Annotated in this window: 18 protein-coding genes; 4 read left to right on the top strand and 14 right to left on the bottom strand. The window is 57.0% G+C overall.

The annotated features are described in order from the left end of the window. Positions 1-2: 2 nt before the first annotated feature. Both EDC27_RS01375 and EDC27_RS01370 read right to left on the bottom strand, forming a co-directional pair. Positions 3-1,319: an amidohydrolase family protein gene (locus EDC27_RS01375; RefSeq protein ID WP_123288823.1), complete on the bottom strand. Its 1,317-nt coding sequence runs from the start codon at positions 1,317-1,319 to the stop codon at positions 3-5. Then, positions 1,300-2,175 (bottom strand): purine-nucleoside phosphorylase, encoded by an 876-nt coding sequence (locus EDC27_RS01370; protein WP_123288822.1) that lies wholly within the window; start codon positions 2,173-2,175, stop codon positions 1,300-1,302. The genes EDC27_RS01375 and EDC27_RS01370 overlap by 20 nt, the downstream gene beginning before the upstream one ends. A 181-nt stretch (positions 2,176-2,356) precedes the next feature. Here EDC27_RS01370 and EDC27_RS01365 point away from each other — a divergent pair, with 181 nt between their 5' ends. The 4 genes from EDC27_RS01365 to EDC27_RS01350 all read left to right on the top strand — a co-directional run bounded on the left by EDC27_RS01365 (position 2,357) and on the right by EDC27_RS01350 (position 8,995). Continuing rightward, on the top strand, positions 2,357-3,583 hold the full coding sequence (locus EDC27_RS01365; protein ID WP_211334732.1) for an inorganic phosphate transporter: 1,227 nt from the start codon (positions 2,357-2,359) through the stop codon (positions 3,581-3,583). Between the two features lie 15 nt (positions 3,584-3,598). Then, positions 3,599-4,267, top strand: a complete 669-nt coding sequence (locus EDC27_RS01360; RefSeq protein WP_123288821.1) for a TIGR00153 family protein — start codon at positions 3,599-3,601, stop codon at positions 4,265-4,267. A gap of 100 nt (positions 4,268-4,367) precedes the next feature. Beyond that, positions 4,368-8,138, top strand: a complete 3,771-nt coding sequence (gene hrpA / locus EDC27_RS01355) for an ATP-dependent RNA helicase HrpA (RefSeq protein WP_170161503.1) — start codon at positions 4,368-4,370, stop codon at positions 8,136-8,138. Further along, on the top strand, positions 8,135-8,995 hold the full coding sequence (locus tag EDC27_RS01350; RefSeq protein ID WP_123288819.1) for an NUDIX hydrolase: 861 nt from the start codon (positions 8,135-8,137) through the stop codon (positions 8,993-8,995). The genes hrpA and EDC27_RS01350 overlap by 4 nt, the downstream gene beginning before the upstream one ends. A 28-nt stretch (positions 8,996-9,023) precedes the next feature. Here EDC27_RS01350 and EDC27_RS01345 read toward each other — a convergent pair whose 3' ends face one another. The 12 genes from EDC27_RS01345 to sdhC all read right to left on the bottom strand — a co-directional run bounded on the left by EDC27_RS01345 (position 9,024) and on the right by sdhC (position 19,769). Then, positions 9,024-9,896 carry a DUF3786 domain-containing protein gene (locus tag EDC27_RS01345; RefSeq protein WP_245994197.1) on the bottom strand — a complete coding sequence of 291 codons (873 nt, stop codon included), beginning with the start codon at positions 9,894-9,896 and terminating at the stop codon, positions 9,024-9,026. Continuing rightward, entirely contained in the window at positions 9,896-10,396 is a 501-nt protein-coding gene (locus tag EDC27_RS01340; protein WP_123288817.1) for a (Fe-S)-binding protein, read from the bottom strand. Before EDC27_RS01340 ends, EDC27_RS01345 begins: the two co-directional genes overlap by 1 nt. Next, on the bottom strand, positions 10,393-10,857 hold the full coding sequence (locus tag EDC27_RS01335) for a DnaJ domain-containing protein (protein WP_123289140.1): 465 nt from the start codon (positions 10,855-10,857) through the stop codon (positions 10,393-10,395). The genes EDC27_RS01340 and EDC27_RS01335 overlap by 4 nt, the downstream gene beginning before the upstream one ends. A 37-nt stretch (positions 10,858-10,894) precedes the next feature. Beyond that, positions 10,895-11,830 (bottom strand): 3-methyl-2-oxobutanoate dehydrogenase subunit beta, encoded by a 936-nt coding sequence (locus EDC27_RS01330; RefSeq protein ID WP_123288816.1) that lies wholly within the window; start codon positions 11,828-11,830, stop codon positions 10,895-10,897. 30 nt (positions 11,831-11,860) lie between these two features. Then, on the bottom strand, positions 11,861-13,030 hold the full coding sequence (gene porA, locus EDC27_RS01325; protein ID WP_123288815.1) for a pyruvate ferredoxin oxidoreductase: 1,170 nt from the start codon (positions 13,028-13,030) through the stop codon (positions 11,861-11,863). Continuing rightward, a complete protein-coding gene (locus EDC27_RS01320; RefSeq protein ID WP_123288814.1) occupies positions 13,027-14,796 on the bottom strand; it encodes an FAD-dependent oxidoreductase in 1,770 nt (589 codons plus the stop codon). Before EDC27_RS01320 ends, porA begins: the two co-directional genes overlap by 4 nt. A gap of 24 nt (positions 14,797-14,820) precedes the next feature. Further along, positions 14,821-15,435, bottom strand: a complete 615-nt coding sequence (locus tag EDC27_RS01315) for a 2-oxoacid:acceptor oxidoreductase family protein (RefSeq protein ID WP_123288813.1) — start codon at positions 15,433-15,435, stop codon at positions 14,821-14,823. Positions 15,436-15,456: 21 nt separating this feature from the next. Next, positions 15,457-16,059 carry a helix-turn-helix domain-containing protein gene (locus EDC27_RS01310; protein ID WP_123288812.1) on the bottom strand — a complete coding sequence of 201 codons (603 nt, stop codon included), beginning with the start codon at positions 16,057-16,059 and terminating at the stop codon, positions 15,457-15,459. 264 nt (positions 16,060-16,323) lie between these two features. Further along, positions 16,324-17,034 (bottom strand): succinate dehydrogenase iron-sulfur subunit, encoded by a 711-nt coding sequence (locus tag EDC27_RS01305; protein ID WP_123288811.1) that lies wholly within the window; start codon positions 17,032-17,034, stop codon positions 16,324-16,326. 169 nt (positions 17,035-17,203) lie between these two features. Continuing rightward, entirely contained in the window at positions 17,204-18,979 is a 1,776-nt protein-coding gene (sdhA, locus tag EDC27_RS01300; protein WP_123288810.1) for a succinate dehydrogenase flavoprotein subunit, read from the bottom strand. Positions 18,980-19,001: 22 nt separating this feature from the next. Next, the gene (gene sdhD, locus EDC27_RS01295; RefSeq protein WP_123288809.1) at positions 19,002-19,367 is read right to left on the bottom strand and encodes a succinate dehydrogenase, hydrophobic membrane anchor protein; all 366 of its coding nucleotides are present in this window, start codon (positions 19,365-19,367) and stop codon (positions 19,002-19,004) included. Between the two features lie 15 nt (positions 19,368-19,382). Next, positions 19,383-19,769, bottom strand: a complete 387-nt coding sequence (gene sdhC, locus EDC27_RS01290; protein WP_170161501.1) for a succinate dehydrogenase, cytochrome b556 subunit — start codon at positions 19,767-19,769, stop codon at positions 19,383-19,385. Positions 19,770-19,781: the final 12 nt, after the last annotated feature.

Raw genomic sequence — 19,781 nt, 5'->3', positions numbered from 1 at the left:
CCTCATGGTTGCAAGAGGCGAGCGATGGCCCGCACTTGGGATAGGACTCGTTCCAGGTCGATGGTGGTCAGTGTTCGATTTTCCATGACCACCTTTCCGTCAATGACCGTATGAAGCACGTCGGATGCTTTGGCGGCGTAGACGAGATGGCTCACCGGATCGTAGACGGGCGTGAGGTGCGGCGCGGAAAAGTCCACCACGATGAGGTCTGCGGCAAATCCCGGCCGAATTTGCCCGATCGTATCTTTCAGGCCCAGAGCCTCCGCGCCGGCTCGAGTGGCCATGCGCAGCACCGTGGCCGCGTTCATGGTGGTGGGATCCGAAGCGACCGCCTTATGCATCTTGGCACAGGTGGCCATTTCGCCGAATAGATCCAGGTTGTTGTTGCTGGCGCAGCCGTCTGTGCCCAGGGCGACGCAGACACCGCGCCGAAGCAGTTGGGGAACGGGGGCGAAGCCGGAGGCTAATTTGAGATTGCTTTCGGGATTATGGGCCATATGCACGCCGTGTTCGGCCAAAAGATCCATGTCCCTCTCATCCAGGTCGACGCAGTGGTCAGCGATCAGGCGGTTATTCAAGACCCCGAGCGCCGCCAGATGGGCCACGGGTCGCCGGCCGTAACGGGCCATGACCTGCTGAACTTCCGAGGCATTTTCCGAAAGATGCGTGACCATGGGCACATCATGTTTTTGGGCAAGATTCATGCACCGGCGGTAGAGTTCTTCGGAGCAGGTGTAAGGGGCATGGGGTTCCACGGCCACGCGAATCAAGGGATCGCCGCGCCAATGCTGAATCAGCTCCTCGGTGAAACGCAACCCGTTTTCTATGGGTCCATAGTGGGGCGAAGGAAAATCGTAGAGCACCTCCCCGACCAGGGCGCGCATGCCCGCCTCTTTGGCCGCCTGTGCCACCTTGTGTTCAAAAAGATACATGTCGCAAAAGGCGGTGGTGCCGGAAAGAATCATTTCCGCACAGGCCAGAAGAGATCCCCAATAAACCCAGGATTCAGTGAGACGACTTTCGGCGGGGAAGATGTGATGATGCAGCCAATCCATGAGGGGAAGGTCATCGGCAAGGCCGCGAAACAAGGTCATGGCCGCATGGGTGTGGGCGTTGACCAGCCCGGGCAGCACGACGCCTTGTCTGGCATCCAAAACATGGGCGGGCGCAAAGCGCCTCTTCATCTCCTCGCTGGGTCCCAGCGCTACGATGCGACCGAGGGTGACGGCAATGGATCCGTCGTCAACAACCGTTCCATGATCGTCCAGCGTCACGATGAGACCATGGATGATGAGCAGATCACAGGGAATCTTTTCCATTGTTTTTAAAGTCCTCAAGGGCGGTCGCCATGCGGGGCAGAGAGCGTTCCAGCAGGTGCATGAGTTTGGGGCCGGCGGCCGAGGCCGTTTCGATGACTTTTTCCAACGGCACGGGTTCGTAACAATCCGGGCGGTTGACATTGGAGATGACGGAGATGCCCACGACCTTCAAACCGGCATGGACGGCAGCGATCACTTCCATCACCGTGGACATGCCCACAGCATCCGCTCCAGCAGCGCGCAAGAACCGAGTTTCCGCCGCCGTTTCCATGCTCGGCCCCAACACGCCTACATACACGCCTTCCCTCAACCGAAGGCCTGCTTTCAAAGCTTCTTCTCGAACGATCTCCTGCAGCCTGCGACAATACGGTTCCGTCATGTCGGGAAATCGAGGACCCAAGGCGTCCACGTTGGGACCCACCAAGGGGTTTTGGCCCGTGAAGTTGATATGGTCCGTAATCAGCATCAAGTCACCAGGCTCAAAGCGTGGGTTCAATCCTCCGGCGGCATTGGACAAAATCAGGACCTTGACGCCAAGGCGCGCCAGAAGTCGAATGGGAAAAGCGATCTGCGCGGGGCTGTACCCTTCGTAGAGGTGAAAGCGCCCTTGGAGCGTTATCACGTCCACGCCCGCCAATGTGCCCCATAGGTAGCGGCCTTGGTGGCTTGCCACCGTGGAGACTGGATGATGGGGCACCGCCGTGTAGGAAAGTTCTCCCTCCACGGCCATGGCGTCGACCACGCCACCCAGGCCCGTGCCCAGAATGAGCCCACAGCGAGGACGCACGCCCATGGTGGACGCTAGAACCTCATAAGCTTTTTCAAGATGAGAGGAAGTCCGCGAAGGTTCTGTCATCGATACCTCCTGGTGCGCACTCCTTGCAGACCGTGGCCCTTGGGGTTCCTTGTTAACTTTTCACAGCAGACTTCAAAGCATCAATTGACAGAAAGTCACCTTTTTGTAAAGATCCGCCGATTTGAGCGCCATGGATCACGATGTCTTTTGTCCGGCGAACCGTGCGTGGAAAGGTGGGCACGTGACTGAGCTGATCTTGGTTCTGGGTCTTTTGACAGGCGCGTACATGGCCTGGAATATCGGGGCCAATGATGTGGCCAATGGCATGGCTTCCGCCGTGGGAGCCAAGGCCATCACGTTGCGCCAAGCGGTCCTTATTGGTGGGATTTTGGATTTTATCGGAGCCACGTTTGTGGGTTCTCACGTGACGGCCACCATTCGGGGAAACATTTTGGTGGCGGAAAACATCACTCAAGATCCCCAAATCATGATGCTGGGCATGTTGGCCGCCCTGCTTTCGGCGGCGTTTTGGGTCTTTGTGGCCACCTGGAGCCAGTTTCCTGTTTCCACAACGCATTCCATCGTGGGGGCACTCATCGGCTTTGGTATCGTTTCCGGGGGATTTCGAGCCATTCAATGGGCGAAAATTACGGCCATCGTGGCCAGCTGGATCATCTCGCCGATTTTTGCCGGGCTTCTTGCTTTTCTCATTTTTCATTTCGTTCGAAAAACCATTTTGGAGTGGCCCAACGCCTTCGTGCGGGCTCTTCGCTGGAGCCCTCTTTTTGCCGGTGCGACGCTCTTCACTATAGTGCTTTCTTTCCTGATGAAGACGCCTCTGGGCAAAAGGTTGCAGATCTCGGGTTGGAGTGCCCTCGGCATTGCTTTGGGCATTTCTGTGGTCCTCGGCCTGATCGCTCAGGAATGGTTGGGCCGTACGATTCGGCGCTTCGATGAGGAGGGTGTGGAGGAAATCTTTCGCCGGTTTCAGGTGTTCACGTCGTGCTATGTGGCGCTGGCCCATGGCGCCAACGATGTGGCCAATGCCGTGGGGCCCGTGGCCGGTATCTATGCCATCTACACGACCCAGTCCGTGGTGACGACAACGCCCGTGCCCACATGGCTCTTGGCCGGTGGCGGCTTTTTCATCGCCCTCGGCGTCTTCACGTGGGGATACCGTGTCATTGAGACCGTGGGGCGCCGCATCACGACCCTGACCAATACTCGGGGGTTTGCCGTGGATTTTGGCACGGCCACCTCCGTGCTCGTGGCTTCCAAGATGGGTCTGCCCGTTTCCACAACCCATGCGGCGGTGGGCGCCGTCATCGGCGTGGGGCTTGGCGGTGGCTTGGCGGCGGTTGATTTTAAGGTGGTTTTCAAGATTATTATCTATTGGGTGATCACCTTGCCCCTGGCGGCCATACCGACCATGATGATTTTCAAGATGTTGATGTGGATCTTTCACTAGACAAGGAGACCGGCAATGCGTTCGGCTTTCTTCAGTATCTTTCGTAAATCTCCCTTTGAGGGCTTGTTGCGTCATGCGGAAATCATTCGGGAGGTGGCGCCGCTTTTTAAAATGGCATTTATTACCTATTTGGACGAAAGTCGGGAGGATTTTGAAAAATACCACAACAAGGTGACGCTTCTGGAAAGCGAAGGGGACGCCGTGAAGCGCAACATTCGAGGTCATCTGCCTCGAGGGATTTTACTTCCCATGGATAAATTCCAGCTGTTGTGGTACTTGCGAGAACAAGACAAGATTCTGGATTCCGCGCAGGATTCTCTGCACTGGCTATCTTATCGCCAAACGCACATACCCGATGAGGTTGTAGATGACTTTTTGTTGATGGTGGACAAGATCACCAGCGTGCTCAAATCGGTGCATCCCATGGTGGCTGCGGCGGAAAGCTACTTTCAGACTTTTTCCGAAAACCATCGGGCCATGGTCAAGAGCGCCATCAAGCAAATCCGTGAGTACGAATTCGAATCGGACCAGGTGGAACGCAAGCTTCTTGCCGATTTTCTTAATTATCCTTTTGACAATGCCACTTCGGCCTTTCATTTGGTGCGCCTCGTGGAATACATGGGAGACATTTCCAACCATGCACAAAACGCCGGAGATATGATGCGGGCCATGATTTCCCGTTAGGTTCGTTTAGGCAATGGCAGAGATAACAGCGCGTGAAAAGCCCTCAAAGCGCCCTTCGCCTTCTGAGGGCTTTTTGCACAAGTGCTCGACCTCATTCAGCATGCCGCTTTGTTGGTCCTATCCCGACGAGTTGCCCATCTCAGAGAAAAAGGATGCCATCGTTGATGCCCTTTGTCGGCATCGCGTCGTGGTGGTCACGGGGGATACCGGTTCGGGTAAAAGCACGCAATTGCCCAAGATGTGCCTGGAAGCCGGCCTCGGTCGACAAAGGCTCATCGGCATCACCCAACCACGGCGCATCGCCGCCGTCACTCTGGCCCGCCGTGTGGCCGAGGAACTCCAAGAGCCTCTCGGCGGTCTCGTGGGGTATAAGATCCGCTTTCAGGAGCGACTGTCTGCACGGACGCGCATCAAGTTTATGACCGACGGGATTCTTTTGGCGGAAGCCCAAGCGGATCGTTATTTCAAGGCTTACGATGTGGTCATTGTCGATGAAGCCCACGAACGTAGCCTCAACATCGATTTCCTTCTCGGCCTGCTTCGCAAGGCCATGGTTCGGCGTATCGACCTGAAGGTGGTCATCACGTCGGCGACCATCGACCCGGAAACTTTTTCTAAAGCCTTTGACAATGCGCCCGTTATCGAAGTTTCGGGACGCACGTACCCCGTGGAAATTCGTTACCTGCCCCCCGACTCGAAGGCGCAGGAAGACAGCACGGCGGTGGATTTGGCAGTGCAAGCCGTGCAAGATCTGCGTAAAGAAAACCTTCGCGGGGATCTGCTCGTGTTCATGCCCACGGAAAACGACATTCGCGAGGCATGCGCCCGTTTGCAGGAGGTGCACGGATCCGAGGCGGTCGTCTTGCCCCTTTACGGACGGCTTGCGGGTGCGGATCAGGAGAGAGTCTTCCAACTGCTGCCTCAGGACAAAATCGTCGTTGCCACCAACGTGGCGGAAACTTCGGTGACCATTCCGGGCATTCGTTGTGTGGTGGATACGGGTCTTGCCCGTTTAAGTATGTACAATCCACGAAGCCGCACCCAGGGCTTGCCGGTGGTACCCATTTCCCAGGCCAGTGCCGATCAAAGGGCGGGGCGATGCGGCCGCACAGGACCTGGCGTGTGCGTGCGGCTCTATGCTGAAGAAGACTACGCAAGCCGACCCAAATACACACCTCCGGAAATCCTTCGATCCAACCTAGCTGAAGTCATTTTGAAAATGTTGGCTTGGCGCTTTGGGGATGTTCGATCCTTTCCCTTTATCACCCCCCCTTCTGAGGCCGCCATCAAGGATGGGTTTGCCGTTCTCAGGGAACTGGGCGCCGTGGACCGCCACCATCGCCTCACGGATCTGGGGCGCCTCATGGCTCGTTTTCCCCTGGATCCGCGCATGGCTCGAATGCTTCTGCAGGCGCAAAGGGAAGGGGCCTTGAAGGAAGTGACCGTTTTGTGCGCGGCCTTGAGCATTCAAGACCCACGGGAAAGGCCTTTTGAGCACCAAGAGCAAGCGGATCAGATCCATGCACGATTTCGGGATCGGCGTTCCGATTTCCTAACACTGCTCAACATCTGGAAAGCCTATCAACAGAAGCGACGGGAAGGAGCGTCCCAGTCTCAGTTGCGCACTTTTTGTCGAGAGTCCTTTTTGTCGTACCGTCGCATGCGCGAATGGACGCAGGTGGTGGAGGAAATTCAGGCCATTCTCGAAGACGTGGGTTTTGGCAAGGGGCCGGGCGATGGCAGAGCGCCGGCTTCCTACGAAGCCATTCACCGTAGTGTGGCCTGCGGTTACTTGAGCCACGTGGCGGTAAAAAAGGAAAAAAACACGTACATAGGAGCCAGAGGCCGCCAGATGATGCTCTTTCCAGGATCAAGCCTTTTCAACAAAGGTGGAGACTGGATCGTGGCGGCGGAAATCGTTCAAACAAGCCGTCTTTTTGCGCGCATGGCCGCCACCATTGAGCCAGCATGGCTGGAGGAGTTGGGGCGTCATTTGATCAAATCGCATGTGTCGTCGCCGCATTGGGAAAAGAAACGCGGCCGCGTGGTCGCCTTTGAGCGGGTAACCCTCTATGGCCTGCCCATTGTGGAGAAAAGGCCTGTGGATTATGCGCGGTATGATGCCGAAGAAGCCCGCCGCATTTTTATTCGCTCCGCCCTCGTGGAAGGCGACGTGCCCAAGTCCTATGGCTTTTACGAACACAATGAAAAGCTTCGTGAAAGCCTGGAAAATGTGGAGGACAAGCTGCGTCGGCGAGGAATGCTCATCGACCAAGACAACATTTTTTCTTTTTACGACCAGAGAGTTCCCCTTTTGTCCGATATCCGCTCATTTGAAAAGTGGCTGAAGACCCAGGGCGGTGATGAGATCCTTCGCATGAAGGAGGAGGATCTCATCCGGAAGGGTTCAAGCCCTGGGGGACTCGCGGATTACCCAGATGCGCTCGATCTGAAAGAGTATTCTTTGCCCCTGCGCTACAGTTTTTGCCCTGGTCAAGAGGCGGACGGCGTCACGGTGACCGTCCCTATTCACATTCTGACCCGTCTTCGGCCGGACGACTTTGAGTGGCTGGTTCCGGGGTTTCTTGAAGAAAAGATTTTCTTTTTACTCAAGAACTTGCCCAAAACCCTTCGACGTCAACTGGCCCCCGTGTCGGAAACGGCCAGAAAAGTCTTACTCCAACTTTCTTGGGGTCAGGGTGATTTCTACGACGCTCTGGGGCAGGCCGTTTTGGATGTCACGGGTTTGCATGTCCCACGGTCTTTGTGGCCGCGGGAAGCTCTTGCCGATCATTTGCGCATGCGTTTTGAGGTGGTGGACGAGGACGGGTCTGTGCTGCGGGCTGGGCGAGATTTGGCGCAATTGCAGCAGAGCTCTCCTCAGGTGCACCACGATGCGGTGTGGGACAAAGCGCGCCGCCGGTGGGAACGCTCCGGCCTCACCTCTTGGGATTTTGGACCCCTTCCCCAAGAAATCGAACTAGGCCGGGATGCCTACGGTGTCATGCGCTGCGCCTATCCCGGGCTTCAAGCCGAAGGGACCACCGTCTCCGTTCGTCTCTTTGCCGATGCGCCGTCGGCTCAAGAAGCCACTCGAGACGGGCTGCTTGTCCTGTATCAGCATGCTTTTGCCCCTCTGCTCAAAAGCCTTCGCAAAGAGTGGGTGCTGGCTCCAGGGAGGACGCACTCCGATTCAACGCAGGCGCCGCTATCTTTGAAAGCCCTCCATTTTCTCGGCCATCTGGGCGAAGCGCAAAAGCAAGCCCATCTTTACATGCTTCGTGAGCTTTTTGACCTTCACGACCCGCAACCCTTGGACGAGGAAAAATACCGTCAGACGATTCAAGATCTTCCGGCCCAGCTGGGGTATCGCTCCAGGCAGCTGTGGTCCGAAATCCTGGCGGTCTTGCATGCCCGCGCAGAGGTCATCGAGACGCTGGACAAATTTCGGTCCAAACAGACTACCACGGCCATGACCTTGGAACGACTGCACGCCGTGGAGAAGGAATTGATTGAGCTGGTTCCAGCGGATTTCTTACGACGGTATCGAAGTGCGGTGATGCGGGAATTGCCGAGATACCTACGAGGTTTAGCCCTGAGGGCGGAAAGAGCTTTCGTGGCTCCGGAAAAGGATCGGCAGAAATGGGCAGAAGTCGCTCCCTTTGTGGCTCGTTACCAGAGCGCGCACCAAAACCTTGCACCGGAGGCGCCGGCTCAGGTTCGAGAGTTCCTTGACGCGATGCGCTGGATGATAGAAGAATACAAGCTCAGTGTTTTTGCGCCGGAAGTGAAAAGACCCTATGTGGTATCGGCCGAGCGTTTGGAAAAGAAATGGGCCGAATACGAGGCGCTGATAGGTTTGAAGCCATGAAGACCCTTGCCGACCACGGCGATGTCGAGGAAATCCTTGCGCACCCGAATCTTTTGCAAGACCACATCATCAAACGATTGGCTCCGAGTTGTCTCAAGGATCCATGCGCCGAGGCCTTTGGGAAGCAACTGAAAAATTCATCCAGCGTCCTTGTGCTTTTGGGCTGCGGCCTGCATGAGGATGGATGTGAGCACGAACCCTGCCTGATCCTCAACCGCCGTTCCCGTCGCGTGCGCCAGAGTGGGGACCTGTGCTGTCCCGGCGGCACCGTGGAACGGCGTCTGGATCCTCTGCTGGCCAAGGCCCTATCATTGCCCGGATTCCCTCTGGCTCGATGGCCTCATTGGTCGGCCATGCGCCGCCATTATCCTCGAGCGGCTCGCCTGCTCGCCCTGCTGCTGGCCACCAGTTTAAGGGAAAGCTGGGAGGAGATGCGACTCAACCCCCTCTTTGTCCGTTTTCTCGGACCATTGCCGGAGGAAAGGCTGCGTTTGTTTGTTCGCATCATTCACCCCTTGGTTGGGTGGATTGGTCGGCCCCAGAAGTTCGTGCCCAATTGGGAAGTGGAGCGGATCGTCAGCATACCTTTGCGCCAACTTTTGAACCCTCGTCACTATTACCGCTACAGGCTCTATGTGGATCCGGAAGTGCAGGCCGTGGTGCAGCCACCGACCCAGGACTTTGCGTGCTTCTTGTATCAGGATGGTGCTCACGTGGAAGTTCTTTGGGGGGCCACGTTTCGGATTGTCACCCTCTTCCTTGCAAAAGTTTTCGACTTCTCGCCCCCGGACGTTTCCACACGACCCATCGTTCCGGGTCTTCTTAACGCCGCGTATCTCAACGGCACGAGAATCTAGAACGCCGAGGCTCGCTTGCGGCCTACATTTAGGCCTGCTTCAGAGCCGCCGTCCAATGACGCACAAAGACGTTGACCAGGGCCCAGATGGTATCCAGAGCAGGAAGATGCTTGGCGATGGTGGCATCAAAGCGAATGGAGAGGGACGGTGGGAATTCGCCGTCACCGTGCCAATAAAGGCATTGCACGGGGACGCGGGGCAACACGACGAACACAAAACCCATATCGGCGGACGGTACGGGAACCCCTCCTAGCGCCTTGGACGTTTCGGCCAATCGATGCGGCGCATCGGCGACGTGGCGCACGAGGGCATCCAGGGGCAAAGCGTGAGGGCCTGTAAAGAACTGATGTCCCGATGGGATGTCTTTTTCACTGATCCACCGGCCCGACAGAGGAAGGTCTTGGGCTTCCAGAAGATAGTGCAGCAGCACCAGTCCGGTTTGAAAATCCACCATGGGCCAGACTAATCCTTGTTCCGGTAAAATGGTCTTTTGCGCAGGAACGCAAGTGAATGCTCCCGCAAGGAAAGGAATGCGGTACGATTGATGCGCAGCATTCCAGGTGACGGCGGCCCGTCGGCACACATTCTGAGGATCCCTGCGTGCGAGCTGATCCCACAAGGAAGGATCCAGTTCTTCCACGGACTCGTACAGCTTGGGTGAGGTCAAGGATTCCAGCACGGACGCCACAAGCTTTCGTGCCGTGCTGAGAAACTCGGCCGGCACGAGAATCTGTCCCCAGCCGCGCTGCGGCACGAACAAGCCGTCATAGGCCGTTTCCACGAAAGATCGCACGAGATACGGCACACCGTTTTTTTCCAGCACGTCCGAAAGCACATCCGCCTCAAAACGGTTGGCCAGAGTGTAGAGAAAAACCCATGGAGACGCGGACGGGGACTCCATCACCGTGAAACCTCCACACAGGCGTCCAGGGAGCTTTCCCCTCGAAAAACCATTGCGGCAAACGCCAGGCATGTGGGCACGCCGCATCGGCCGCAATTGGTCTTGGGAAGCGTTCGGTAAATGTCAAGGACGGTTTTCGCAGGACGAGTTCGCAAAGCCGGCGCGATGTTTTCCCGATTTCGGCGAATATGTTCAATCTTTTCATAATAGAGGTCGCACCATTTCACGGCCTCCTCGGGTCCCGAAACATCCGTGATGGTGATGGTCTTGGCGTAAATGCCGACAATGTGGCCTTGATCCATAACGTTCACGACGCCGCTTCCATGAACATAGGTGGCCCCGGGAAGAACGGCGGCGCAATAGGGCAGAAGATCCTCGATGGATTCTTCTAGGTCCATAATGACGTTGAAGTGGTCGGACTGGGGCATACACTCGATGTTCACCAAACGGTATCGATACGGTCGTTTGCGCCGTTCATGGTGGTGTGCCGTCTCCGTCATGGTCGTGACTCCCCCCGGGCTCGCATCACGGTTTCATAGGCCCACTGAATCTCTTGAAATTTCTCCTTGGCCAGCTGCTGCAATTCTTCTCCCAGATGATTCACCTTGTCGGGATGATATTGAGCTGCCTTTCGATGGTAGGCCTTCTTGATGGTCTCCATGTCGGCTTCCGGGGAAATACCAAGAATGTCATAGGGATTTTTGGCCCCGGACTGGGTTCGAGCCCGGGTGCTTTCGGCTCCTTGCCCGCCCTCGTATTCCGCCCGTCGGTCACGCGGGCTCGCACTTTGGGACGATGTTCTCGAGTCGTTGGCCGTTCCTTGGCGAAGGAAGAAATAGTACACGAGACCCAGCAGCACCAGGTCATCTACCCATCCTGGTCCCAGCACAAAATCGGGAAATAGGTCCGTGGGCAGGATGAAATAGGCCAACCAGGCCAACAAAGGCCAAAACTTCTGCATCGGGACACCTCGGTTGTCCCTTGGCCGAAGACATGTCTCAGCCCCTAAAAGGCACCGACGCACGAGACGGGGTGGCGATGGGCCCAGCGGCACCGGGGCTTAGGCCGGCTTTGCGCAACAGCAGTTCCCAGTCTTCGTCCACCATGCGTTGAATCTCTTCCAAATCCGCATCCGTCAGGTGCTTGAACCGCCCTTGAAGTTTGAAGTATTCGCGCACCAGGTACCCTTTGGGCATGTAGTTGATGGTGTAGCGCACGCCGTTTTCCACTTCGTAGAGAGGAAAAATATTGGTTTGCACGGCCATTCTGGCGATTTTCACCGCCAGTTCTGAGGGCAGGCGCCAACCCGTGGGGCATGACGCATAGATGTGCAAGAAACGGGACCCTCGAATGCCCTTGGCCTTGTGCACCTTGCGCATCAGATCTTCGGGAAAGGCGATGCTGGCCGTGGCCGCATAGGGAATGCGGTGAGCCACCAGGGCTTCCACAATGTTTTTTTTGCGCAGCTTTTTCCACTCCTGTCCGGGCGTGGTGGTGGTCCAGGCGCCGTAGGGCGTGGAAGAACTGCGCTGGACTCCAGTGTTCATGTACGCTTCATTGTCGTAACACACATAGATGAAATCCTCGTTGCGTTCCACCGCCCCGCTCAAGGCCTGAAATCCGATATCAAACGTGCCCCCGTCTCCTGCCCAGGTCACTACCGTGGTTTCTCGGTCCCCTTGAAGATCAAGAGCGGCGCGCACGCCGCTGGCCACGGCGCCTCCGGTTTCAAAGGCCGTGTGCAGCACCGGCACTCTGAGGGTCGACTGAGGGTAAGGTCCGGCGATGATGGACCAACAGCAGGCCGGAATGACCATCACGGTCTTTTCGCCCAAGGCCTTCAGAAGAAACCGCATGGCAATGGCCGCGCCGCATCCCGGGCACCCCACATGCCCCGAGCACATATACTCGCGATCCTGAACATTGGATTCCATGGCACGACTCCTTCACGGTTCGATGTTTCTTTATGCCGCCGGTGCGGGATGCTGCAACCCCATCCATAGGCTTTCCGATTCCGGATGGGCGCTGGTTTTGGTTTTCCAGTAGATTTCTTCCAAAAGTTCGGGTGTCACATCCCGGCCGCCAAGCCCGGCCACGTAGCCAAAGACCAAGGGCCTTTTGGGTTCATTGCACAGGGCAGCGCGGATTTCCTGGGCAAAGATTCCCGAAGCGCCAAAGGAAAAATTTCGATCGATGACCGCGAGCTTTCGAGCCTTCAAGGTCCATTGTTTGACCAAGCTATAGGGAAAGGGTCGAAAAAGGCGCATTTTCAACAGCCCGATCTTTTCGCCGTCCCGGCGAAGCTTTTCCACCACGAGGCGACAGGTGCTGGAGATGGTTCCTGACGTCACAAAAATAATGTCCGCATCGTCACAGTGCACGGCTTCCACAGCGCCGTAGCTTCTGCCAAAGAAAGATCGGTATTCGTCGTCGATGCTCAGAAGCGCATGCAGAGCCGATTCCATGGCATCTTGAAGGTCGCGGCGCATTTCCATGTACACGTTGGGCGGGGACAACTGATTGAACGCGGCCGGTGCTCGAGTGTCCAGTCGAAAGGACGGCCGAAAGGGCGGTAGGAATCGGTCCACATCGCTCTGATCCGGAATGTCTACCGGTTCGTAAGTGTGGGACAGAAAGAAAGCATCCAAAATCACCATCACCGGCAAAAAGACCGTTTCGGCCAGCTTGTACGCCTGAATGGTGGAATCCAGGGCTTCCTGAGCGTCTTCGCAGTAGATCTGAATCCAGCCCGTATCCCTTTGCGCCAAGCTGTCGGTTTGGTCCGTCCAGATGTTCCAGCCCGGCGCCAAAGCGCGATTGACTTCCGCCATGACGATGGGCAGTCGCGCCCCTGAAGCCCAGTGAAGCAGTTCGTGCATCAGGGCCAGCCCCTGGGAGGATGTGGCCGTAAAGGTGCGCACGCCTGCGGAGGCGGCACCGATGAGCGCCGCCATGGCCGAATGTTCACTTTCCACGCGCAAGAATTTGGCCTTCAGGGAGCCATTGGAACAGAATTCCGATAGCCTTTCCACAATGTGGGTCTGAGGCGTGATGGGATACGCCGAGATCACTTGAACACGGCAGAGCCGAACGGCTTCGGACACGGCATGGCTGCCTTCCACCACCTTTTTCATGGGCGGCCTCCCGTTTCGTTTTCCACCAAGGACATGGCGTTTCGAGGGCACTCCACCACGCAGACGCCGCATCCTTTGCAGTAGTCCAGATTGATATGGCGCCCTTGGGCGGAAGTGTCTTTACACACGGCAAGATCCGGGCAGTAGAGCCGGCAATTGTCACATTGATTGCAAAGGCCGCAGTTGAAGCACCGTTCGGCCTCACGAATGGCCAAGGCGGCCGAAACCTTGAGATCGATTTCCCCAAAACCCTGAAGCCGTTCCTCCTTGAGCAGTCTGGGTTGGACGAGGCGAGGGCTGTAAAGAAAATAATCCGTATTGATTTCCTCAAAGGTGACCACGTGAGGGTTTCGGCGGCACCGTTCTCCTTCGAGATACATTTCCATGGACACCGAAGGTCCCGGCCCGACGCGGCAGCGCGCCAAACGGTCGGCGACGGCGTTTCGGCCATTGCGCAAAAACACATCCAAGGCTATGGCCGCCTCTTTGCCCGAACCGATGGCATGGGCCACGGATTTGTTCTGCGCCGCCAGATCGCCCCCGTACGCCACCGCTGTTCCGTCGGCGTGGCACACCAGGACGGTGTTGGCAAGGCGCAGGACCTCAGAAGTGTCCTTCGTGGGAGGATTCAACCACGGCTCTTCGGCCGTGTTGCCCAGAGCCATAAAGATCTTTGCGGCCACTATGGTGGTGGTGCGGCCGCGAAGAGGGCGCACCACGGCGCGCCCTTCTTCTTCAGACACCACTTCCATCTGCTCCAGCGTCAACAGTAGCCCTTGGGGGTGGGGGGAGATTTCCCTCGGTGCCCACAATTCCATGAGCTCCACGCCTTCTTCCAGAGCCATATCCACTTCGTGGCCAAAGGCCGGCATGTCCTGGCGACGCCTTCGGTAGACCATGATAGGCCGAGCGCCGAGCCTCACGGCGCATCGAGACACGTCCACGGCCGTGTTGCCGCCACCGATGACGGCGACGGTTCCCTCAAGAGAGGGCACGGACCCGGAGCGCACCGATTCCAGAAAAGGCAGGCCTTGTTCCACGCCGGGCAGGTCCTCGCCGGGAATTCCCGCCGAGATGTTTCCATAATGGCCACAGCCGAGAAAAACCGCGGCGTAGCGTTTCGGCAGGGCTTTGAGAAAATCCTGGGACAACCTCTGGCCGCAGTGAAAGCGCACACCGAGGGAACGAATCCCATCCACTTCTCGGTCCACCACGGACACAGGGAGCCGATAGGGGGGAATGCCCCATCGCAACAACCCCCCGGGTTCAGAACGCGCTTCAAAAACGTCGCAGGTGTAACCCAATCGAGCGAGAAAATAGGCGGCGGCCAGTCCGCTGGGACCCGCGCCCACCACGGCCACCTTTTCCTTTTGGACGGATTTGGAGTTCCCGAGTTCGGGGTGTAAGCCGTAACGCAGGGCTGTGTCCGCCACAAAGCGTTCCACCGTGTGAATGGCAATGGGTTCGTCAAAGGGACCGCGGTTGCATCGGGTTTCGCAGGGATGAAAACACACGCGCCCACACACCCCGGGTAACGGATTTTCCTGAAGAATCGTTTCCCACGCTTCTTTAAAGAGTCCTTGAGCCACAAGCATTTGTACTCGAGCGATGTCTTCCCCGGCCGGGCAGGCCGCGCTGCATGGGGCCGTCTTTTCATCGTAGCGCGGTTGCAAAAAGCGCCAGGATCCGGTCTTGTTGCTTTCCGTGGTGGTGTTGGAGCGAGGAATAAAAGGGACGGATGTTGAGGATATGGACGGATGTTCCATAAAAAACCTCTCTTCGCTTGGCCGTCACACAGAGGTGGATGGACGGATGGTCAAGGACACGCCATGAGCCGCTCGACCCGCACGTGCCCCCTCAAGGATCACGGCTTCAAAAGCTTCGCGGGCTGCAGCGATATTGTTTTCAAGCTTCACGGGAATTTCTTCCCGTATGGCATGGATGACCGCTTCCAGGGGTGGCTCGCCGAGAACCCGCGCGAAAGCCCCCATCATGGCCGTATTCACGATGGGATGCGTACGCGTGCCTAAGGCATGCTTCTGCGCAATGCGTGTGGCATCCACCGTGGCCACGCGAAAGGGCGCAAAGGAAGGCGGCAGGTCCATGCCTTGCGGCACATTGATCAGAATCCACCCCCCAGGCTTCAAGCCGCGCGTCACATCCACCGCCGTGACCAAAGAGGGGTCCAGAACCACCACATGATCCGGCGCATAGAGGTTGGTTCGTATCAAAATCTTGGTCTTATCCAGGCGCAGATAGGCTTCTACGGGTGCACCCCGCCTTTCCACACCGAACAAAGGAAAACTCTGCACAAAATAGCCTGCCCGAAAGAAAGCCTTGGCCATGAGGATAGAAGCTACCACCGTTCCCTGACCGCCACGCCCATGAAATCGCACTTCCATCATTGTCGCCATCCTTGTTTGCGCCTAAGGGCGGCTCCACACCACCACTACGGCCTTGGCCGTGCCTTCCCCCACACACCGAAAACTGTGACTGACATCGGAATCGAAATAGATGCTATCTCCGGGTTCCAAAATCTCCACGCGATCCGGCGTCCGAAATTCCAGGCGCCCTTCCATGAGGTATACAAACTCCTCACCCTCATGGCTCACAAAGACCATGTCCTCTGTGGGCATGGCCGGAAACTCCACCAGGAACGGCTCCATGTGTTTGTCTGGCTTTCTGTTCTCCAGCGTTTCGTAAATATAAGTCACTTCCCCGGACATGTGGTGCGGCCGTCTTTCCAAGCGCTTACGATCCGCTTTGCGCATCAGGGAGATCTTGACGCCACCGGGCTGGTCTTCAAAGAAATAGGCCAGACCCACCTGAAAGGTCTTGGCCAGTTTAAGGAGCGTGGCCACAGGGGGAACGAGGGCGCCGCTTTCGATGTGGGTGAGCGTTTCGGCGTCAAGACCCGTGCGTGCTGCCAGGTCCTGGATGGTCAGGCGAAATTTATCTCGTAAATCTTTAAGCTTGTGCCCCAGCTTGAGATCCTTCAGTTCATGGCTTTCGTCGTGGTGGGTCGGCATACGCAGCCCTCCTTCTCCATGGCGTTATGTCACCGTCCGTGGCCTAGCGAAACGCGGCTTCCCTTGAAGCCGGGCTTTCAAGGTATCCTTCAGAGACAAATGTAACTGGGCGGAGGCGGAACATCAACGCCGGCTCTAGGCCTTGGCGCCCTTGCACCCGACCATAAAGACATGGGAACGGAAAAGGAAACGTGAAGGACCCGCGGAAAGGCCTTCACCTCGTCTTGCCTCACGCCAGGCCCTTTCGCCTCATATGAAGCACGGCTAAAACTTGCGGTGTATGATGGCTTTTTTCAATTGCGCGATGGCTTCCGTGGGGTTCAGCTGCTTGGGGCATGCCTCCACACAGTTCAAAATAGTGTGGCACCGCCAGGCTCCGTCGCGGTCGTTGATGATTTCCAACCGTTCGTCGGCACCCTCATCGCGAGAGTCGGCGATGAAACGCCAGGCCTTCAGCAGCGCCGCAGGTCCCAAGTACTGAGGGTCCGCCCAGAAACTGGGGCAGGAAGTGCTGCAACAGGCACACAAAATGCACTCGTACAACCCGTCCAGTTTCTTGCGATCCACGGGACTTTGCAATCGTTCTCGGTCCGATGGGGGTGGCGTCTTGGTAATCAGATAGGGCTTCACGAGAAAGTACTTGGCATAGAAGTCCGTGAAATCCACCACCAAGTCTTTGATGACTGGCATGGAGGGTAGGGGCTGCACCACGATGGGTTCTTTTAAGTCCTCGATGTGCGTGATGCAGGCCAACATGTTAACCCCGTTAATATTTAATCCGTCGGAACCGCACACGCCTTCTCGGCACGAGCGGCGATAGGCCAGCGTGCCGTCTTGTTCCCAGCGAATTTGGTTGAGGCCGTCCAGGACCATCATGCCGGGCCGGCGCAGTTCCACGCGATAATCCTGGTAACGTGGCCGGCTGTCCTTTTCCGGATCATATCGAAAGATAGAGAATGTCACGGTCTTCGCCATCTCTAGCACCTCTTTTGGGAGAGAATCCTTTCCACGGCTCAGGACTGCAGTTCACTCATTAGGGGCCTATCCTCACGGCCTTTGTGCTTTCCCGCTACCGGCGCGTCGTACGGCACGATGCGGTCTCGCACCTGGCAGCGCTTCCACAGCGTTATTTCTCGAATACCCCCTAGTAGACCCGTTCTTTAGGTTCAAAGGTCGGCACGCTTAAGGGCTTCATCCGCACCGGCTTGTAGTCCAAAGTGATGGTGCCGTCTTCGTCCATAGTAGCCAGGGTGTGTTTGAGCCACTTCGCATCGTCCCGTTTCGGGTAATCGTCGCGGTAATGTGCGCCACGGCTTTCCTGGCGGGCCAGAGCCCCCTCCACGATGGCTTTGGAAAAATCCAGCATGTGCCCCAGTTCCAGCGTTTCAATGAGGTCAAGGTTAAAGGTCAATCCCTTGTCGGCGATGCCGACGTTTTTGAAGCGTTCACACAGCTTCTTGAGAATCCCGCGCTGGGTGGCCAGCGTTTCCTCGGTGCGAAAAACGCCGCAATTGAGCTCCATGGTCTCCTTGAGTTCGTTCCAAATAGGTCCCATACGCTCGGAGCCGGTGCCGTTGAGAAGATTCGTCACTTCTTCGATGCCTTTCCGACCGGCGTTTTCCGGAAGAGGAACATGCTCTGGCAAGGATTGGGCAAATTCCGCCATGCGCTGACCGCCCACCTTACCGAAGACCATAATATCCAAAAGGGAGTTGGATCCCAGCCGATTGGCTCCGTGTACCGAAGCACACGCGGCTTCGCCGGCGGCGTAGAATCCCTTGACCGGCTCTTCGGGTTTTTCCATGTTGCCGACGACCACTTCCGCAAAGCGGTTCGTGGGAATGCCGCCCATGGAATAATGCGCGGTGGGTGTCACAGGAATGGGTTCCTTGGTGCAGTCCACGTGAGCAAAAACGTAGGCCAACTCCCAAATGCCGGGAAGCCGCTCGTGGATGAGTTCCGCGCCGAGGTGATCTAGTTTAAGCAAGATATAGTCGCCTTTAGGGCCGCAGCCTCGTCCTTGCCGCATTTCTTCGGCCATGGCTCGAGACACCACATCCCGAGAAGCCAGATCCCACACTGTGGGCGCGTAGCGCTTCATGAATCGCTCGCCGTCCTTATTCAGCAGATAGCCGCCTTCGCCGCGGACCCCTTCCGTAATGAGATTGCCGACCCCGTAAATGCCCGTGGGATGAAATTGCACAAATTCCAGGTCTTCTACGGGCAGCCCTGCCCGTAGCGCCAGGGAAAGGCCGTCCCCGGTGTTGATGTGGGCGTTGGAGTTTGTCTTGTAGACGCGAATGTAACCTCCCGTGGCAAATAGCGTGGCTTTGGCATGAAAGATATGAAAGCCGCCGTTGGCGATGTCCCAGGCCAAAACGCCCACCACATGCCCTTCGTTCATGAGCAGTTCCAGGGCAAAAAACTCACTGTAAAAGATGACCTGGTTTTTCACGCACTGTTCATAAAGCGTGTGCAACATGGCATGGCCCGTGCGGTCTGCGGCGGCACAGGTGCGGCAGATGGCTTCCTTGCCGAAGTTCTTGGTATGGCCTCCGAAGCGGCGCTGAAAAATCTTACCGTCCTGCAGGCGGCTATAGGGCATGCCCATGTGCTCTAATTCAATGACCACCTCCGGGGCCATGCGGCACATGAGCTCAATGGCGTCTTGGTCGCCCAGGTAATCGCTTCCCTTGATGGTATCAAACATGTGCCACACCCAGTCGTCGGGTTCCACGTTGCTCAGGGAAGCCGCCACGCCTCCTTGTGCCGCCACGGTGTGGGATCGCGTGGGAAACACCTGAGTGATCACCGCCGTATTGACGCTTTTGGAAGCTTCCAGGGCCGCTCGAAGCCCCGCACCCCCGGCGCCCACGATCAAAGCATCATGTTTATGGACTGTGACGGGAATATCTCTCATAATGGTATTCGCTCCTTTGTCGCTAGGCTTGCACTTTGAGCGTGACGATGGTGAGGAGGCCCAGCCCGAAGAATCCGATGGCCACAACCCACAAAGCCCCCACGAGCACCGCTCGAAGGCCCGGTGCGTGCACGTAATCATCAAGGATCATCTTGAACCCGTTCATGGCGTGATAAACGGCGAAAACCAAAAAGGCGATGTCCAGGGCTTTCCAGGCCGGAGAGACCAAGCGGGCCATGACCTTTTGGTACGTCACAGGCCCTTGCGTGGCATAATGCAGAACCCAGAAGTGGAGGAACAAGGTGATCAGTAAAGCTACTCCGGATACCCGCTGAAAGAACCAATCAAAGGCTCCGGACCGACCGGATCCGAAAGACTTTCCCAACATGTTGCCCTCCTTCCCTTAGAGGCCCAAGGCCAGCCGAAGCATTGGAACGGCTCCGGCGGCGACCAACACGGCAGACACCGCCAAGACGGCATAAACCGCCTTGCGCATGATCTGTCGATGAGCCAGATTGCCGTAGTCGATGAAAACCACGCGCATTCCGTTCAACCCGTGATAAACCACCGTTGCCAACAAGCCGATTTCGAGCAGATGAAACAGAGGTGACTGCACGACGGCCATCACCTCGTTAAAGGCTTCCTCGCCTTGAGCCAGATGGTGGATCACCCAAATGTGAAGAAAGAGATAGAGGCCCAAAAGGATGCCCGTGGCACGGTGAAGGATCCAGGCCAAGTAACCCGGATGCATCTTGTAACGAACCTTGGGTTGAAACACGACCTTTTTCATGAAAAAACCTCC

Origin of the sequence: Desulfosoma caldarium, from assembly GCF_003751385.1 — a bacterium.
GTDB lineage: Bacteria > Desulfobacterota > Syntrophobacteria > Syntrophobacterales > DSM-9756 > Desulfosoma > Desulfosoma caldarium.
The sequence above is the reverse complement of the archived record's forward strand: the minus strand, read 5'-3'. Positions and strand labels throughout refer to the sequence as shown.

Bases quoted from the DNA above. Each gene is read 5' to 3' on its own strand.
- EDC27_RS01375 (WP_123288823.1), bottom strand. From the start codon at position 1,319: ATGGAAAAGATTCCCTGTGATCTGCTCATCATCCATGGTCTCATCGTG.
- EDC27_RS01370 (WP_123288822.1), bottom strand. From the start codon at position 2,175: ATGACAGAACCTTCGCGGACTTCCTCTCATCTTGAAAAAGCTTATGAG.
- EDC27_RS01360 (WP_123288821.1), top strand. From the start codon at position 3,599: ATGCGTTCGGCTTTCTTCAGTATCTTTCGTAAATCTCCCTTTGAGGGC.
- hrpA (WP_170161503.1), top strand. From the start codon at position 4,368: ATGCCGCTTTGTTGGTCCTATCCCGACGAGTTGCCCATCTCAGAGAAA.
- EDC27_RS01350 (WP_123288819.1), top strand. From the start codon at position 8,135: ATGAAGACCCTTGCCGACCACGGCGATGTCGAGGAAATCCTTGCGCAC.
- EDC27_RS01345 (WP_245994197.1), bottom strand. From the start codon at position 9,896: ATGGAGTCCCCGTCCGCGTCTCCATGGGTTTTTCTCTACACTCTGGCC.
- EDC27_RS01340 (WP_123288817.1), bottom strand. From the start codon at position 10,396: ATGACGGAGACGGCACACCACCATGAACGGCGCAAACGACCGTATCGA.
- EDC27_RS01335 (WP_123289140.1), bottom strand. From the start codon at position 10,857: ATGCAGAAGTTTTGGCCTTTGTTGGCCTGGTTGGCCTATTTCATCCTG.
- EDC27_RS01330 (WP_123288816.1), bottom strand. From the start codon at position 11,830: ATGGAATCCAATGTTCAGGATCGCGAGTATATGTGCTCGGGGCATGTG.
- porA (WP_123288815.1), bottom strand. From the start codon at position 13,030: ATGAAAAAGGTGGTGGAAGGCAGCCATGCCGTGTCCGAAGCCGTTCGG.
- EDC27_RS01320 (WP_123288814.1), bottom strand. From the start codon at position 14,796: ATGGAACATCCGTCCATATCCTCAACATCCGTCCCTTTTATTCCTCGC.
- EDC27_RS01315 (WP_123288813.1), bottom strand. From the start codon at position 15,435: ATGATGGAAGTGCGATTTCATGGGCGTGGCGGTCAGGGAACGGTGGTA.
- EDC27_RS01310 (WP_123288812.1), bottom strand. From the start codon at position 16,059: ATGCCGACCCACCACGACGAAAGCCATGAACTGAAGGATCTCAAGCTG.
- EDC27_RS01305 (WP_123288811.1), bottom strand. From the start codon at position 17,034: ATGGCGAAGACCGTGACATTCTCTATCTTTCGATATGATCCGGAAAAG.
- sdhA (WP_123288810.1), bottom strand. From the start codon at position 18,979: ATGAGAGATATTCCCGTCACAGTCCATAAACATGATGCTTTGATCGTG.
- sdhD (WP_123288809.1), bottom strand. From the start codon at position 19,367: ATGTTGGGAAAGTCTTTCGGATCCGGTCGGTCCGGAGCCTTTGATTGG.
- sdhC (WP_170161501.1), bottom strand. From the start codon at position 19,769: ATGAAAAAGGTCGTGTTTCAACCCAAGGTTCGTTACAAGATGCATCCG.